The 14,664-nt window shown below is 61.3% G+C and carries 13 protein-coding genes; 5 read left to right on the top strand and 8 right to left on the bottom strand.

From position 1 onward, the window contains the following. The first annotated feature begins 96 nt into the window (after positions 1 to 96). Entirely contained in the window at positions 97 to 2,727 is a 2,631-nt protein-coding gene (locus tag B1991_RS17355; RefSeq protein ID WP_168709701.1) for a type I restriction endonuclease, read from the top strand. Positions 2,728 to 2,833: 106 nt separating this feature from the next. Here the strand turns inward: B1991_RS17355 and B1991_RS17350 are convergent, their stop codons facing one another. The 5 genes from B1991_RS17350 to B1991_RS17330 form a co-directional block, all read right to left on the bottom strand. Further along, positions 2,834 to 3,538 carry a transposase gene (locus tag B1991_RS17350; RefSeq protein WP_136259940.1) on the bottom strand — a complete coding sequence of 235 codons (705 nt, stop codon included), beginning with the start codon at positions 3,536 to 3,538 and terminating at the stop codon, positions 2,834 to 2,836. Between the two features lie 156 nt (positions 3,539 to 3,694). Beyond that, positions 3,695 to 4,462: an alpha/beta hydrolase-fold protein gene (locus B1991_RS17345; RefSeq protein WP_136259939.1), complete on the bottom strand. Its 768-nt coding sequence runs from the start codon at positions 4,460 to 4,462 to the stop codon at positions 3,695 to 3,697. A gap of 134 nt (positions 4,463 to 4,596) precedes the next feature. Further along, positions 4,597 to 5,316: an aspartate/glutamate racemase family protein gene (locus B1991_RS17340; protein WP_136259938.1), complete on the bottom strand. Its 720-nt coding sequence runs from the start codon at positions 5,314 to 5,316 to the stop codon at positions 4,597 to 4,599. 243 nt (positions 5,317 to 5,559) lie between these two features. After that, positions 5,560 to 6,096, bottom strand: a complete 537-nt coding sequence (locus B1991_RS18825; protein WP_168709700.1) for a flavodoxin family protein — start codon at positions 6,094 to 6,096, stop codon at positions 5,560 to 5,562. A 427-nt stretch (positions 6,097 to 6,523) separates the two neighbouring features. Next, positions 6,524 to 7,396: an AraC family transcriptional regulator gene (locus B1991_RS17330; RefSeq protein ID WP_136259936.1), complete on the bottom strand. Its 873-nt coding sequence runs from the start codon at positions 7,394 to 7,396 to the stop codon at positions 6,524 to 6,526. Between the two features lie 137 nt (positions 7,397 to 7,533). Between B1991_RS17330 and B1991_RS17325 the strand changes: the two genes are divergently transcribed. The 3 genes from B1991_RS17325 to B1991_RS17310 all read left to right on the top strand — a co-directional run bounded on the left by B1991_RS17325 (position 7,534) and on the right by B1991_RS17310 (position 11,919). Further along, entirely contained in the window at positions 7,534 to 8,322 is a 789-nt protein-coding gene (locus B1991_RS17325) for a hypothetical protein (RefSeq protein WP_136259935.1), read from the top strand. Positions 8,323 to 8,858: 536 nt separating this feature from the next. Further along, positions 8,859 to 9,971 carry a GGDEF domain-containing protein gene (locus B1991_RS17320; protein ID WP_136259934.1) on the top strand — a complete coding sequence of 371 codons (1,113 nt, stop codon included), beginning with the start codon at positions 8,859 to 8,861 and terminating at the stop codon, positions 9,969 to 9,971. Between the two features lie 289 nt (positions 9,972 to 10,260). Then, positions 10,261 to 11,919 (top strand): sensor domain-containing diguanylate cyclase, encoded by a 1,659-nt coding sequence (locus B1991_RS17310; RefSeq protein WP_136259933.1) that lies wholly within the window; start codon positions 10,261 to 10,263, stop codon positions 11,917 to 11,919. A gap of 33 nt (positions 11,920 to 11,952) precedes the next feature. Here the strand turns inward: B1991_RS17310 and B1991_RS17305 are convergent, their stop codons facing one another. From B1991_RS17305 to B1991_RS18820, 3 genes are all read right to left on the bottom strand, one after another. After that, positions 11,953 to 12,180: a hypothetical protein gene (locus B1991_RS17305; RefSeq protein ID WP_136259932.1), complete on the bottom strand. Its 228-nt coding sequence runs from the start codon at positions 12,178 to 12,180 to the stop codon at positions 11,953 to 11,955. After that, entirely contained in the window at positions 12,159 to 12,854 is a 696-nt protein-coding gene (locus tag B1991_RS17300) for a DUF4336 domain-containing protein (RefSeq protein ID WP_136259931.1), read from the bottom strand. Before B1991_RS17300 ends, B1991_RS17305 begins: the two co-directional genes overlap by 22 nt. A 186-nt stretch (positions 12,855 to 13,040) precedes the next feature. Beyond that, on the bottom strand, positions 13,041 to 13,202 hold the full coding sequence (locus B1991_RS18820) for a hypothetical protein (RefSeq protein WP_168709699.1): 162 nt from the start codon (positions 13,200 to 13,202) through the stop codon (positions 13,041 to 13,043). A gap of 240 nt (positions 13,203 to 13,442) precedes the next feature. Between B1991_RS18820 and B1991_RS17295 the strand changes: the two genes are divergently transcribed. After that, positions 13,443 to 14,573, top strand: coding sequence for a hypothetical protein (locus tag B1991_RS17295; protein ID WP_136259930.1), 1,131 nt, complete (start codon positions 13,443 to 13,445; stop codon positions 14,571 to 14,573). The last annotated feature ends 91 nt before the right edge of the window (positions 14,574 to 14,664 follow it).

Raw genomic sequence — 14,664 nt, 5'->3', positions numbered from 1 at the left:
AAGTGAACCTGACCCCGTTTCTGTATGACGTGGGTGGGGAGCACCGGCGGAATATGTAGCAGTTGGCCGTGCCATAGCAAATCGAGGGGGAACGAGATGCTGTCTACGGAAAGCGATGTCGAGCAGAAATTCGTGTATCCACTTCTCACAGAGAGGCGCCCTAATGGACTCGGATTCGAAGGCTCGCAAGTAAAGACAAAGTCAAACATAAAGAAACTTGCGATAGACAAGGGCGGCGCGAAAAAACTCTACTTCCCGGATTATGCCATCGTTATTGATGGCGTCCCTTCTGTTATCGTTGAGGTTAAGGCGCCTGGTGAAGATCTTGTTGAAGCACTGCGAGAAGCGCGACTTTACTCCGCTGAAATTAATGCATTGTACTCAACCGGACTGAATCCGTGTGCACGAGTGATTGCTACCGACGGCAGCAAGATACTAGCCGGATTTTGGGATCAGACGGAGCCAGAAATTGAGCTATTGGCATCATCCGTCTCATCAATCGATGCTGATTTTGAGAAGTTTGTCGCTCTGGTTGGAGTCCAGGCTGTAAGCACTGCAGCACAAGAGGTGCTGAAGCTCGCTAGCAAAGGAGCTACGTTTGTCAAGCCTACATCTCTCCTTGGCGGAAAGTCGGTAGCAGAAGAAATTATTGGCGAAAATTCATTTGGTGCGAATATATCAGTCGAATATAAGCATCTCTTCAATCCCGAGAGCATGGCGGAACGAGAGTCCGTTGTGCAAAACGCATACGTAACATCTAAACGGCGAATGTCGCACGTGGGGTCGATCGACAAAATTATTCGCGCCTCCGTTCCGCCGCACGTTCGCGATGCACGGGCTATCTCTGATCTTGAAAAGCCCACCGAAGTTACCAATCAGCTGAAGCGGATAATTTCGAATCGTAACGAGATGTGCCTGTTAATTGGTAGTGTGGGGACTGGGAAATCCACATTTACGGATTTTTTGCGAGTTCAAGGGTTGCCCGCCGACTTGGCGTCCGCGACCGCATGGCTCAGCCTTAACTTAAACGTTGCACCGGTATCCAAAGACAAGATCTATGATTGGGTGCTTGATCAATTAGTCTCGTGTACGAAAGAAAAATTTCCAACGGTCGATTTTGAGGAGCTTGCATTTCTGAAGAAACTCTATGCTTCTCAGCTCGCCAAAATTGAAAAAGGACGCGCGGCGCTCTTTTCGCCTGATTCAGAGCAATTCAGGAGCGCAATTTTTGATGAGCTAAGGCGATTAGAATCGGATAGGTTGGAGACGGCAAAAGCGTACATCGCACATTTTTTTGCTGATCGCGGAAAGCAACTCGTCGTAGTACTCGACAATTGCGACAAACGCGGTCGCGATGATCAACTTCTTATGTTTGATGTAGCCTCATGGCTGAAATCAAATCTTTCCTGCACTATTTTCTTGCCGTTGCGCGATACGACCTACGATCAGTACAGGGCTCAGCCGCCGCTCGATACGGTGATCAAGGATCTGGTCTTTAGAATAGATCCGCCGCTATTGGAACAAGTGATTCACGCTCGACTTAAATACGCGCTGCGTGATATTTCGAGTAATGGTAGAAGTTTCTCGTACGTGGTGTCTAACGGCATGCGAATTGAGTGCAAGCGAGAAGAGGTCGGCGGCTACCTGAAATCTATAGTATCTTCGCTCTTTCAAGACGGATTTTTTAGGCGCGTCATCACCGGTCTTGCTGGGCGTAATGTTCGCCGCGGTCTCGAAATTGTTCTTGATTTTTGCAAGAGCGGCTACATTAACGAAAGTGAAATTCTTAAGATTCGCAGTAGCTTAGGTGAGCATAAGATACCTAATCATTTGGTTTCAAAAATACTACTTAAGGGGCAGCGTAGGTACTATTCAGACGCTGCTTCTTCTGTAAAGAATCTTTTCTCATCCTCTCATGATGACCACCAGCCTAACCCATTCGTCCGGATTGCAATTTTGCAATGGCTGCGCGCTCGGCGTAGTGAGTATGGGCCTAATCGGACCAAAGGATTTCATCAGGTTTCTACATTAGTTGAAGATCTGCAGGTGCTTGGCTTCTCATCTCATAGAATATTTTCGGAGGTCCAGTCTCTGGTTGAGGCTGATTGCATTGATTCTGAGAGTCGTGGATCTATCGTGGAACTGAGTGATCTTATTACGATTGCTCCAGCGGGATATGTGCATCTTGACTTGATTCAAGATGTAAATTATCTAAGTACCGTCGCTGAGGATGTGTTATTCGATTCGAGGGAAGCGGCGAGGGCCGTTGCTGATAATATGGTTGGTCGTGGGCTTTTTCCTGTCGATAGTCGGCAGGCAGCGCTGAGCAGCGCCACTAAGCTATTGTCCTTCTTGGAGCGTTCCCGCGATGCTTATCTCCTTGGAGACGCGAAGGTGATTGCTGATCTTAAGGAGGACTATTCTGAGATATTGAGTGCGGCCGTTGATAAGGTTGCTCGTCTAATAGATAACGATTCGGGATACAAGAATTACGAGGGATTGTTATCGCAATACCCCCCTGGGTCCGATGAAGTGGGGCAAGTTTCATCGGTGCAGCACTATGGTTTTTTTGTCGATTTTGGTTCTCGCGGACATGGCTTGGTCCATAAAAGCCGATTTAATGGACTCGGCGGCGACATTGAGCCTGGGGATTGGGTGGTGGTTAGAATTATCAAGTATGAGCGCGACCGACGTCGTTTTGACCTTGAGTTGCGAGAGGTTGACTGAGTCATACGAAAAAGGTGTCACCATTTCGTCGTCCGTAGTCAAGCGCCGAAAGGGGGCCAAGCAAAAAGGGGTCAGGTTCATTTTTCTGTCCAAAAAGGGGTCAGGTTCATTTTTCCGATGTTTCGGGTGGCTTCGGTGGCCGGCCGCGCGGGCGGATGCTGACGGCTCGCTGGGTTAGGACCTCGATCTGTTGGCGGAAACGGTCGCTGCCCCAGGCACGTTGTTGTTGGGTGTGTTGGCGCAAGGCGATGAGCTGTGGTTCGTCCAGGTGCTCGCGGATCAGTTCGCGATAGGCCGCTTGGCGCGCGGCGGGATCGGATCCCAGCTTGAGATATTCCTGGTGCGGGGTGATCAGTGGATGCTGTTTTCCCCATGCATTGTGGGCGTAGCTCGACCACGGGTATTCCCCGGGCATGGTGGTCATGCCGGCTCGGACCGGGTTGAGCTCGATATAGCGATAACAGGCCATCAGGTAGCGCTCCGAGTCGATCAGTGCGGCCTTGAATCGGCCCTCCCACAATGTGCCGGTACGCCGATAGCGTGCGTTGAAGCTGCCGACGTAGCGACGCCCAACCGCTTGCATCATGCGGGAAACGGCACCCGTGCCGGATGGCGTCACAAGCAGGTGGACATGGTTGGTCATCAGTACGAAGGCGTGTACGGCGCAGTCATGCTTGAGCGCGGCTTCGCCTAGTTCCTGCAGGTATTGTCCGTAATCGACGTTGGCAGCGAAGCATGCCTGCCGATCATTGCCACGTTGCACGACGTGTTGCGGGATGCCTGGCAGGTCAAGTCGTGGCAGTCTGGCCATGGTAGGCGTCCGCTGGGATGAGTCGGCTCAGCATGCCCATGGCGACACGACACGGCTGCCGCTGGATTCCGTCAAGCGCGCAGCCAAGTACCTCGTCCGGCTGTAGGAAAATGAACCTGACCCCTTTGGGTGCGGACCCCTTTGGGTGCGACCGCGCTAGTGCGAGGCCGGCGGCGCTGCCTGCAGCAACTGGTGCAGCGCCGGATTCCACAGCGCCCAGTTGTGACGCCCGGGCAGCATGCGCACGTGCTCGGCCGGCAACAGCGGGCTCATCAGCTCGATGCCTGCGCGGAAGCGTTCGTTTGTGCCGTAGGCCAGCCACACTGTTTGCGTGCGTGCGGGATCTTGTGCCCATTGCTTCAGATAGCGCCATAGTTCGTGCTGGAACGTGCGCGGCCCCATCGGCTGCACCGGCCCAGGGTTCCATGCCGACAGGCCCCCGGCGGCGCGGATCTCCTGCTGGATCGCGTCGTCTCCCAGGTACGGCGACAGCAGCAGCATGCCGTCGAGCTGGCCGGGATAGGCCTGGTCGTACAGCAGCGCACCCAGGCCGCCCAGCGAGATGCCGGCTACCCAGATATGACGGTAACCCTGCAACTTCAGCGGCGCGATCACTTCGTCGTGCAGGCGGCGCGTGGCCACCCCGCTGCGGTAGTAGGGCAGGGTGAGGCCGGCAAGGATGACATCGGCGTCGGGCCATTCGCTCTGGATGATCTGCGCAGCGCCCCGCCGTTGCAGGCCGGCAAGGTCGTCTCCGCGGCCGGGCAGCATCACCACCACGCGCCGGTCGTGCGCAGGCAGGACTTGTCGCGAGGCCTGAACCCGTGTGGTGGGCACCGGGCGGGTGGCATCGCCCCGCGCGGAGCAGGCCGCCAGCGCGACTGGCGCCAGCAACAGCAGGATGTTTCGCAACCAGCGAGACATGGGCGAGGCCTTGGGAAATAGCCTGCGCGATGCAGACGGCACGGTCGATTTCAGCGGGCTAGAAAAAGGGGGGCAGGTTCATTTTTCCAATGTTTCGGCTGGCTTCCGAAAACAGGAGTCAGACTCGACTTCCATCAGATCGCACCGTCGTGACCCGAGCGTTCCGCGAGCATCCAGTCCACGGCAGCCTGGCAGTGCAGTTCGGTGGTGTCGACGCGCGGGATGTCCGGCGCGTCCCCTGGGCGCAGTAGCATGCCGAACTCGGTGCAGCCGAGGATCACCGCCTGCGCGCCCGCGGCATGCATCCGGCGCATGATGATGATGAAGCGTTCGCGCGATGTTGCTTCCACGCGTCCTTTCACCAGCTCGTCGAAGATGATCTGGTGCAGCGTGTCCTGTTCCTCCGGCGTCGGCACGCTGATGGACAGGCCGTGACGTTCCAGCCGTTCGCGGTAGAACGGCTGGGCCATGGTGAAGCGCGTACCGAGCAACGCGGCGCGGCGGTGGCCGTCGGCCAGCAAGGCACGGGCGGTGATGTTGGCAAGGTGCAGCACGGGAACGCTGACGGCCGCCTCGACCGCAGGTGCCACCCGGTGCATCGTGTTGGCGCAGATCAACAGGCCTTCGGCCCCGGCGTTTTCCAGCCGGCGCGCGGCATCGGCGAGGATGCGGCCGGCGGCATCCCAGTCATCGGCGTGTTGCAGGGCCGCGATCTCGGCAAACTCCACACTCCACAACAACAACCTCGCCGAGTGCAGGCCGCCCAGGCGCGCGGCGACCAGCTCGTTGATGCGCTGGTAGTAGTGCAGGGTGGATTCCCAGCTCATCCCGCCGATCAGCCCGATGGTCTTCATCTATGCATCGCCCGATGGATTGAAGCCGGAATTCTGGCACAAGCAAAGCCCGGGTCAGAGTGCACTTTCCGACAGCGTGCGATTGGCCTGGCGGGCAGCAGGATGCGAAGGGATTGCGCGGTCTTGGTGCCTTGGCCCCCAAAAGGGGGTTGGCTCATTTTCCCCTCGGCGCGTGGCTTTTCCAGGGCGCCGCGCAGACGAGCACCTGCCGGGGAAATGCACGGTGCCCCCGCCTTTGCTCACCTAACGGTGCATGGGGATGCCGCCGGGTGCCGGCTGGCGTGGAAGCGGCGAGTGCGCATCGCCGGCCAGCTGCATCGCGAAGTGGTCGAGCGCGCCCAGGTAGCTGCCGTTGTTCAGCGCCTTGGCGTCGAACGAACAGCTGGCGCGCGGCGGCTTGCCCAGCCGCGCCTGCATGTCTTCGAAGGTGCTTGCGGCTCCGCTGCCGCCCATGGTGCAGAAGAATGCCACCGCAGGCAGGCTCGGCCCGTAGTCCTTGAGGAACCGGCGCATGGGGGCTGCGGCACGCCCTCCCCAGACCGGGGTTCCGAGCACGATCAGGTCATGGCTATCCAGCGGCGTCGCGATCGGGGCGATGGGTGGCAGGGTGTTGAACAGGCGATCGAGCATGGCCCGCCAGACGGACACGCGACCATGCGTCCGCTGGTCCTGGATCATCACCACGTCCGTGCCCAGGCGCCGGGCCAGGGCATCGCCGACGCGCGCGGTCGTGCCGCTGCGGCTGTAGCAGACGATGAGCATGCGGTTGGCAAGTGTCATGGCTTGTCCTCCGCCTGGCGAAGTGGTCGTGGGCTCCATGTTGGGATGGCGGCGGGCGGCGGTGTTGATGCAGGTCAAGAGCGGAAAAGGTGCAGAGGACAATTTCCGGCGGCGGCTGGGGTGAGGGGACGGACGGCACGGCCGTACATGGGCGCTGTGGGAAGGACGCTGCAAGGCGAGCCTGGTGGACTCGGGGGTGTTGCTTCCTTGCCTGCAGCCGCATATCGAACTTGATCCGGTTCGTGCGTGGGTGGGGTCGCAACCGGGCGACTGGCCGTGGTCGAGCCATGGCGCACAGGTCGGCGAGCGGATCGATCCCGGTTGACCCCGCATGCCGAGTACCTTGCGCCGGGTACCGATGGAGGTGGTGGAGGCGTTGTGTCCGGCGTGGCCAGAGAGGGAAGGCCCACGAGGCTCGTCGAAAATTCTACTCTGCCCCCTGTTTTGGTTTTGGCTCCTTACGCAACCACGCGCGCGGCGACATGCCCACGGACTGAGTGAAGACGCGCGACAGTGACGAAGCGTTGCGATAGCCGAGCCGCAGGCTCGCCGTCTTCAACGAAGCGCCATGGCGAAGCATCACCTGCGCGATGGCAATGCGCCATTGCGTGAGGTATTCGACCGGCGTGTGGCCGACGTGCTGCCTGAAGGCCGCGGCAAACGCACTGCGCGACATGCCGGCGGTCTCGGCCATGGTGGCCAGCGACCAGTCCGCGCCGGGTTGCTCGTGGATCGCCGTCAGCGTGCGCGCCAGCTTCGGGTCCGACAGGCCGACCAGCATGCCCGGCGGCAGTTTCGCCTCTGCGGGGTGGTCGAGCAGCCAGCGCAGCAGTTGCAGCACCAGCACGTCGAACAGACGGTCGGCCAGCAGGCGCTGGCCGCAGCGCACCCGCTCGGCTTCCGCGAACAGCAGCGCCAGCGTGTGCTCCAGGCCGTCCACCGCCCGCAGCGGCAGCACCAGCAGCGACGGCAAGGCGCGCGCCAGCGGATGTTGCGCGCCGCCATCGAAATCGAGCGTGGCGCAGACGAAATCCGAGCCCTCGGCCGGTGCGTTGTGAAAGCTGTGCGCCAGCGGGCGCGGGTAGAACAACAAGCTCGGTTCGGCAACCTCGATGCGGCGCGATACACCACTGCGCGGGCGATGCGTCACCACCAGTTCGCCCCGCCGCAACACGTGCAGGAAACCTCGTCCCGGCCTGGCATCGAATTGGGTCAACCCGCACAGCGCCCCGGCATGAAACAGGTGCGCCCGCACGTGGAAACGCTCCATCAGTGACGACAAGCGATCGAGGCTGGCCATGGTTTGCTTCCGTATCCTGGACGATCGGTGGTATTTCATGGACAAAATAACACTTATGAAGGGCGCTGCGGGGTGACGCTATCCGCACACCGCCAGGCACTCGCCAAGGCGGCACATCCCCCCGATGAGGAGTTGTCATGTCCGCACACCCGCCGTTGCATCCACGCCACCCGTTCGGCGCCCGCACGCGTCTTGCCATCGCCGTGGCACTGCTGCTGGGCGGCTCGGCCAGCTTCGCCCACGATGGCAGCAGGCACGCCGGCGGCATCGCCAGCGCACCGGCCAAGGCCGTGCAGGCGCCGTTCGACATCGTGCATACCCGCATCAGCACCAAGGGCAACATCGCCACGTTTCACATCGCCGTATCCGGCAAGGCCGGCGACAGCAAGCCGGCGAAGACCGGCAAGCTCGCCGGCAGCAGCGTGTTCTCCTACGTGTGGCCGACCACGCTCGATCCCTACCTGGTCGGCTTCGAGCACGGCAGCGGCATCCTCGCGTTCGTGGTCACCGCGCATCCCGATTTCGACGACACACCCTTGTTCGACGAGAACCGCGACGGCGACCCCGGCAACGACGGCGACCTGTGGCACTCGCACTGGGTGGTGCTGCAATCCGACGATGCCTGCGGCAAGGGTGCGCTGAAGGTCGTTGACATCGCCGAGGGCAGCAAGCCGCGACTGCCCAGGACGTGGCCGGGGCTGCCGATCCTGATCGACAGCCCCGGCTGGAGCCCCGTCTTCGACGGACATTCGCTGGAGGTCCGGGTGCCGTTCGACGACATCGGCGCCGTCGACGACGCCGGTTTCGACGGTGTCACCGCCGCCTTGCGCGTCAACGCCAGCGTGCACGATCCGCTGCTGTGCGTTGCCGACGTATTCAAGGTCGCCTCGGGCGATCTGTCGCTGCCCGGCAGGGTCGATCGCTGACCGGGGAAGGGTGGCGGCGGCAAAAAGGGGCGGCAGCAAACAGGGGTCAGAGTGCACTTCAGCTGCAAATGGTTTGCAGAAAGTCGACTCCGCCCCTTGTTTGGCGGCGGAGGCGCGCGGCCGGCGCTGGGTTCTTGAGTGTGGCTGTGGCCTGAAGTTCTCTCTGCCATGGCCTGAAGGCAAGTGCCCGTTGCTGCCTTGCGGTCGCTGGCGAGTGGCGGTCGACCCGTCGTCGCCGACGACTTGGCTGAGCCATGTTCGACAAGCTTCGGTGCGCGTCAGAGCTGTCGCTCCCGACTCAAGGGAACTGGCGTGGGGTGTCGTGACCGGCTGCGCGTGATCTCGGACCTGCGGAGGAGGCGCGGCGCGTGGGCAATGAGCCAGCCTTCGCGTCGCCTGACTTCCTGCGCCCCGTTTGCGCGGCCGGATTCAAGTGACCGGTTTTCCGACCGATAATGCAGGCATGCCCGCATGCCGGCGAGTAGTTTCGTCCGGCAGGCGGGTCCATTGAGCGCGCCAGCAATTTCAGGAGTCCCATGACGCAAGCGCAAGACCCCGACGAGCGCTACGTCCGCATCGCGGTCATGATCATGCTGGCGTTGACGTTGTTCGCCAGCGCCTGCGCCACCCTGATCCATTGGCTTGCGCCCATCCATCGCATGATGGATCTGGTCGTTCCTCCCGCCTTCTGTGTGCTCAGTGTCGGTCTGATCACGGCCCTGGTGCGGCGTCCGGATTGGGTACTCGGCATCGTGCGAATCGATCTGCTGGCTGCGGGCGTCGCGCTTGCGGCGCCGGCTTGGCTCTACACGTTGCAGGCGACCCTGACGCCCGGCATGCAGTTGATCGACATCCTGCCGCCCGTGTCGTCGTTGTTCGTGGTATTCCTGGCCATGCTGATGATCTTCGTCCCCGGCCGGCTGGCTTTTCTCGTGGCCGCGCTGAGCTGGGTGCTGATCGCACTGCCGGTGCTCGTCTACCTGCTGTTGCATGGGCGGGAAATGTGGTCGCCGCGGGGCCGGGATCTGCTGATGGCGTATGGCCCGGCGAGCATCATGGTCGTCGTCCTGCTGCCGGTGCAGCGGGCGCTGGTCGGCAAGATCAGGCGACTGGCCCTGGAACGGGACCGGATGGAGGTCATGCTGCGCCGGGATCCGCTGACCGGCGTGCAGAGCCGCCTGCTCGGCGAGCAGATGTTGCGCCAGGTGCTGAGCGAACGGATCCCTGCCGGCCTGATCATGCTGGACCTGGACAAGTTCAAGGCGATCAACGACACGCACGGCCATCCGATGGGCGACAAGGTGCTGCAGGCGGTGGCCGACGCTTGCCGGGGGCTGCTGCGCGCGGGCAAAACCATCTCGCGCTGGGGTGGCGAAGAATTCCTGGTGATCGTGCCGAACGTCGATGCGCCCGGCTTGCAGCGGGTGGCCGAACGCCTGCGGTTGGCGATCGCCGACTTGTCCGTCGCGCCTGTCGGGCAGGTAACCGCATCGCTTGGGGCCACCTTGCTCCAGAGCTGGGACGACCAGGAAACCGTGCTGCAACGTGCGGACCAGGCGCTCTACCGCGCCAAGGAGCAGGGCGGAAACCAGGTGGTGGCCGTTCCGGCGCCAATCGCGGCGGGTACGACGCCGCAACAAACGAATTAAAGGGGACGTGGCGTGGTCTTGCGGCGCCTCGACCATGGCGGCGCGTACCGGGTTGAGCTCGGTGTAGCGCACGACAGTCAGCAGGTAGCGTTCTCTTTGCACCAGACAGGGGTTGAAGCGTCCTTGCCACAACGCACTGAAGCGCTTGTGCCTGAGGTTGGGTCAGCATGCCTGCTGCCGGCAGGCTTGCCCCTGATTGCCCACGTTCCCTTTTTTCCTTTTTTTCGGCCCCGACATCCCGCCAAGGGGCTGGACTGGAAGATGGCGCATCGGTGAGCATGAACAGCACATGCCTGCCCATCCCACGCCTTCCGAAGAGCTTCTGCAACTGCTGCCCGACGCGGTGGTGCAGACGGACGCCCTGTGGAACATCACGTACTTGAATCCCGCCTGGCACAAGCTCACGGGCCATGCGGTGGAGGGGGCGCTCGGCCGGTCTTTGCTCGAGTTCGTGCATCCGGACGACATCGGAACCTTGAGATCGGGCATGCCGGTGTTCCGGCTGCGCCGGGCCGACTCGGACTATCGCTGGATGCGTCTGCAGCTTCAGCCAAAGACGGACGCAGCGAGCCGGGTGATCAGTCGCCAGGGTGTTCTGATCGAGATCACCGAGCTCACCGAGCACGTGTTGATGGAGGTCCGCCAGCGCTTCCTGCGGTTGCTGGAAACCATCGACGGTGTCGTCTGGGAGGCCGAGCTCGGCGTGGGCAACACGTTCCTGAGCCCGCAGGTCGAGCGCCTTTTTGGCTACTCGGTGGAAGAGTGGCGATCCGACCCGGGTTTCTGGCGGGCGCATGTGCATCCTGATGACTTGCCGGCAGCACTGGCCATTGACGATGCCGCGTACAACGCAACGCACAGTTATGCGTATGAGATGAGTTACCGGCTGATTGCCAAGTCCGGCGAGGTCATCTGGGTACGCGACCTTTGCCGCGTGGATGTCGACCCCGATCGCCCGACGCGCATGATCGGCCTGATGATCGACGTGACCCGGCAAAAAAGTACCGAGCTGGAGCTGGTGCAATCGGACAACCGCTATGCCCTTGCCACCCGCGGCTCCAATGACGGCATCTGGGATTGGAACCTGCAGACGGGCGTCCTGCATGTGTCCCAGCGCTTCCGTGAGATTGTCGGGCTGAGCGATACCGGCAGCCTGCATGACGATGGCTGGCACTTTCTGCAACAGCTGATTGATCCCGATGACCATGAGCGCGTGCAGATGGCGTATCGCCGGCACCTGTCCGGCCACCGCCCGAACTTTTCAGTGGATTTTCGCGCGCGGCACGGATCGGGGCGCTTGGTGTGGCTCAATTGGCGCGGGGTCGCCCAATTCGAGGACGGCGTGGCCGTGCGGATGGCCGGGTCACTGAGCGATCTGGCGGAACGCGGCAGCTCGTACGACGCCTTGACCAACTTGCCTGGCCGGCCGCTGTTTCGCGATCGCCTCGAGCACGCCATCGCGCTGCATCAGGACGGCGTTTCGAAAGGTGCTGACGCACTGCCCCAGGGCGACACCACCAAGTTTGCCGTGCTGCTGCTGGACCTCGATCAGTTCAAGGCAGTCAATGACACGCTTGGACACCATGTGGGTGACCAGCTGTTGCAGCAGGTGGCACGCCGGCTCGAATCCTGCGTGCGTGCGGTTGATCTGGTCGCCCGCATGAGTGGCGATGAGTTCAACGTACTGCTTGAGTCTGTCGATCACGCCGGTGCAATCGAACGGGCCCGACAGATTGCCGCCGCCCTCGCGGCGCCCTATCGGATCGGCACGCACGCCGTGACCTGCGGTGCAAGCATCGGGGTGGTCAGCAGCCAGGCCGGCTTCGCGACCACCGATGGCTACCTGCGCGCCGCGGACGTCGCCATGTACCAGGCCAAGAGCCATGCATTGGGCGTGTGCATTTATTCGGAAGAAGGCGGCCCCAAAAAAGGGGCCGGGTTCACTTGATGATCGTGCGTTTTTTCGGGGTGTGAGGCGAACTCACGGCAAGCGGCCTGTCGCGAGCTGGTCACGGAAGCCGTTGCCGATGATGAGCTGACCGCCCTGCGGCTGCATCTGCAGTGTCGGCAAGTGCTCGGGTGCGACCGCTTCCGTGCCGCCATCGCCGCCCCATGGGTGCGCCGGGCCGGCGAAGTGGGTTGCCCCGCGAAGTGCATGGAAGGTGCACTCTGGCCTGCCTTCGGTCTCTACCTGAGCGGCGGCGTCCATGCCCGGCGCGCCTGCTCTTTCGCGTTCTCGGTGATGTTGTCGCCATGCGACAGCACGATGCTGTCGAAATCCCAGGCCAGGATTTTTTCCAGCGAAGAACGTGCCGCCACCTTGTCGCTCCAGCCGAGCCGGTACTCGGGCGCGGGTCTGGGCTTGTTCCACATGCCAAACAGCTTGAACCAGGCCTTTACCTGCCAGCCGACGTCGGCGGTCCTGTCCGTGAAGTTTTCGATGGCATCCACCAGCAGCAGGGTCTTGCTTGGCTTGTGCAGCATGGCGACTTCCCACATGAAGCGGCAGCCGCGAATGAGCACCTGATCCATCGTGCCGCCCCATTCCGTCGGCGGGCGGTCCCCCAGTATCCAGTCGAAACGCAGGCCTGGAACCTTCCGTTCAACACCGGGACAAAGATAGGTCCGGGCCGCAGGAAAGCGGGCCTGCGCTTTCGCCACGTACATGTGGTGAAACGATCCCGGGGCAACGATGCTGCTGACCGGGCCAAGCCGTGCAATCGCGTTCGCGGACGCGTCATCCAGGTCACAGGGCGAGTGCAACATCAAGGCGCCGGTCGCCAGGCGGACGATGCTCATCCGTGCATTGAACCGGCACCCGGCGTAGTTGACGGGATAATCGAGCAACCAGATCTGGTCTGGAATGAATTCAGTCAACTGCATGGGCGTCGTCAACCGTTGCGCAGACGGGGCTGCAGGTTTCAAGGGCTGAAACCCCCGAAGTGGCGGGGACATTCGCTTGCCCGGAGCGATGCGGGCTGTCGACTACGGGAGCTGCTCAAGGCCGGCGTCGCGAGAAAATGTACTCGGAAATGGCATGGGGGAAAACACGCGAGAAACGGGGCAGGTTCACTTCCTTCTTTCGGCGGCGCCGCGCGCTGGCCGATGCGCGGTCCGCACACCGGCGAAGCGTTGCGTCTTGGCCTCGACCATGGCGCGGAAGTCGTCGCGGCCGAAAGCGCGCTGTTGCTGGAGGCAGGCGCGGTTGGCGGCAAGGTTGTCGTCGGCCAAGGCTTCATGCACGAGGCGGTGGCAGGCGTTGGTGCGATCCGGTGCGGTGGCGGCAAGGGCGGTGTATGCCGCCTGCGGCGTGAGCAGCGCGTCTTCTCGTTGGCCGCAGTGGGTGGCGCAACTTGACCACGCGTAGGCGCGGGGGTCGGCTGTCCGCCTGTTCCGCTGCTTAAATTGTCCCCCGTGTCATTTTCCCTTATTCTGGGTTCCGGAGGTTTTTTCATGTTGGATCAGGGGCTCATGAATCAGGTCATTATATTCGTTCTTGGTGCGTTGGCCGGCGCCATTATCCAGAGATATGCAGACCGCGTCCTCGGATGGCTGGAATCCCAGGTATTCATTCGCAGGACCCGATCCCGGTCCGCGGCATTGATGGCCAAGGAGAACGGGAAGAATTTCTCCTTTTGCGGGATCAGGTCGTCCATTTTCGTGGCGGCATTCGATCCCAGGGGCATAGACGAGAAGAACATCGTCGCCACCTTGCAGTCGGAATCGGAATGGAGCCACGGAGACACGGAAGTGGATGATGCGTACAAGGAGCTGTGGATCGCTTCGAAACAGCGCTGGCAGGACATGCTGGGGTCAAGGAAAATATTCAACGGGACCAAATTCGGGCTGAAGCGTTATCACCAGTTTCGTGACGGAATGAATGAGGCAAGCGGGTTGAATCTGTCGTTCGCCCAGACGGATTATCTGACGCAACGTACAAGAACCGGTGTTTATCAAAAATTGCCTGCCAACGTCCGAAAGTCCGTGCTGGAACGGCAGGCAAATGACGTCCATCCCTTCTTCAGCAACTCTTTTGGCGTCTCGCTTGCGGTCATCACCCTGGACGGGGACATGGTTTTTGCCGAGCGCAGCCATCAAACGGCGGTCAATGCCGGAAAAATCGCCTGCGGGGTCGTCGAGGGCATGGACGAACGGGATGTGGACAGGGCAGACGGCAAGCCGAATCCCTACGTAACGGCACATAGAGGTCTGGCTGAAGAACTTGGCGTCAATCTGAACCCGGGAGAAAATCGAGCCATATCCCTTCACTCGCTGGTTCTGGACACCGATTACTACGAGTGGAGCATGCTGGGTGTGGCCGATTTCCGGAAGGTCAGGAACGAGAAGGTCACGTCCGGATATGTCAGGGAGTTGTGGGCGAGCGCGAAGGGGCGCGACAAGTATGAGCTAGGAACGCTCGTGCTGGTCAGGTTCACGCCGCAGGATATCGGCAAGTTCATCGTCGAAAATGCCGATCGTTTTGTCAATTACGCCTTGGTCGCCACGATTTATGCCTTGCTCCGGGAGTTCCCGCGCCATCAGGTTGCCGCTGCCTTCGGGAATGGGTTTTCGGGTTCTACCCCGTTTCCACGGACGGTTTGATTAAGGCTGAAAACTCCCGGTCGCGCCGAGCAACTCTACGACGCATGCGCGGGTTGTGGAACCGCTCAAGGTAATCGAACAGATCGGCCCG

The organism is Rhodanobacter lindaniclasticus (assembly GCF_004799035.1).
Classification (GTDB): domain Bacteria; phylum Pseudomonadota; class Gammaproteobacteria; order Xanthomonadales; family Rhodanobacteraceae; genus Rhodanobacter; species Rhodanobacter lindaniclasticus.
Note: the sequence above shows the minus strand (reverse complement) of the source record. Positions and strands in the feature narration are given on the sequence as shown.

Excerpts from the sequence above, each read along its gene's own strand:
- B1991_RS17355 (WP_168709701.1), top strand. The coding sequence starts at position 97 with ATGCTGTCTACGGAAAGCGATGTCGAGCAGAAATTCGTGTATCCACTT.
- B1991_RS17350 (WP_136259940.1), bottom strand. The coding sequence starts at position 3,538 with ATGGCCAGACTGCCACGACTTGACCTGCCAGGCATCCCGCAACACGTC.
- B1991_RS17345 (WP_136259939.1), bottom strand. The coding sequence starts at position 4,462 with ATGTCTCGCTGGTTGCGAAACATCCTGCTGTTGCTGGCGCCAGTCGCG.
- B1991_RS17340 (WP_136259938.1), bottom strand. The coding sequence starts at position 5,316 with ATGAAGACCATCGGGCTGATCGGCGGGATGAGCTGGGAATCCACCCTG.
- B1991_RS18825 (WP_168709700.1), bottom strand. The coding sequence starts at position 6,096 with ATGACACTTGCCAACCGCATGCTCATCGTCTGCTACAGCCGCAGCGGC.
- B1991_RS17330 (WP_136259936.1), bottom strand. The coding sequence starts at position 7,396 with ATGGCCAGCCTCGATCGCTTGTCGTCACTGATGGAGCGTTTCCACGTG.
- B1991_RS17325 (WP_136259935.1), top strand. The coding sequence starts at position 7,534 with ATGTCCGCACACCCGCCGTTGCATCCACGCCACCCGTTCGGCGCCCGC.
- B1991_RS17320 (WP_136259934.1), top strand. The coding sequence starts at position 8,859 with ATGACGCAAGCGCAAGACCCCGACGAGCGCTACGTCCGCATCGCGGTC.
- B1991_RS17310 (WP_136259933.1), top strand. The coding sequence starts at position 10,261 with ATGCCTGCCCATCCCACGCCTTCCGAAGAGCTTCTGCAACTGCTGCCC.
- B1991_RS17305 (WP_136259932.1), bottom strand. The coding sequence starts at position 12,180 with ATGGACGCCGCCGCTCAGGTAGAGACCGAAGGCAGGCCAGAGTGCACC.
- B1991_RS17300 (WP_136259931.1), bottom strand. The coding sequence starts at position 12,854 with ATGCAGTTGACTGAATTCATTCCAGACCAGATCTGGTTGCTCGATTAT.
- B1991_RS17295 (WP_136259930.1), top strand. The coding sequence starts at position 13,443 with ATGAATCAGGTCATTATATTCGTTCTTGGTGCGTTGGCCGGCGCCATT.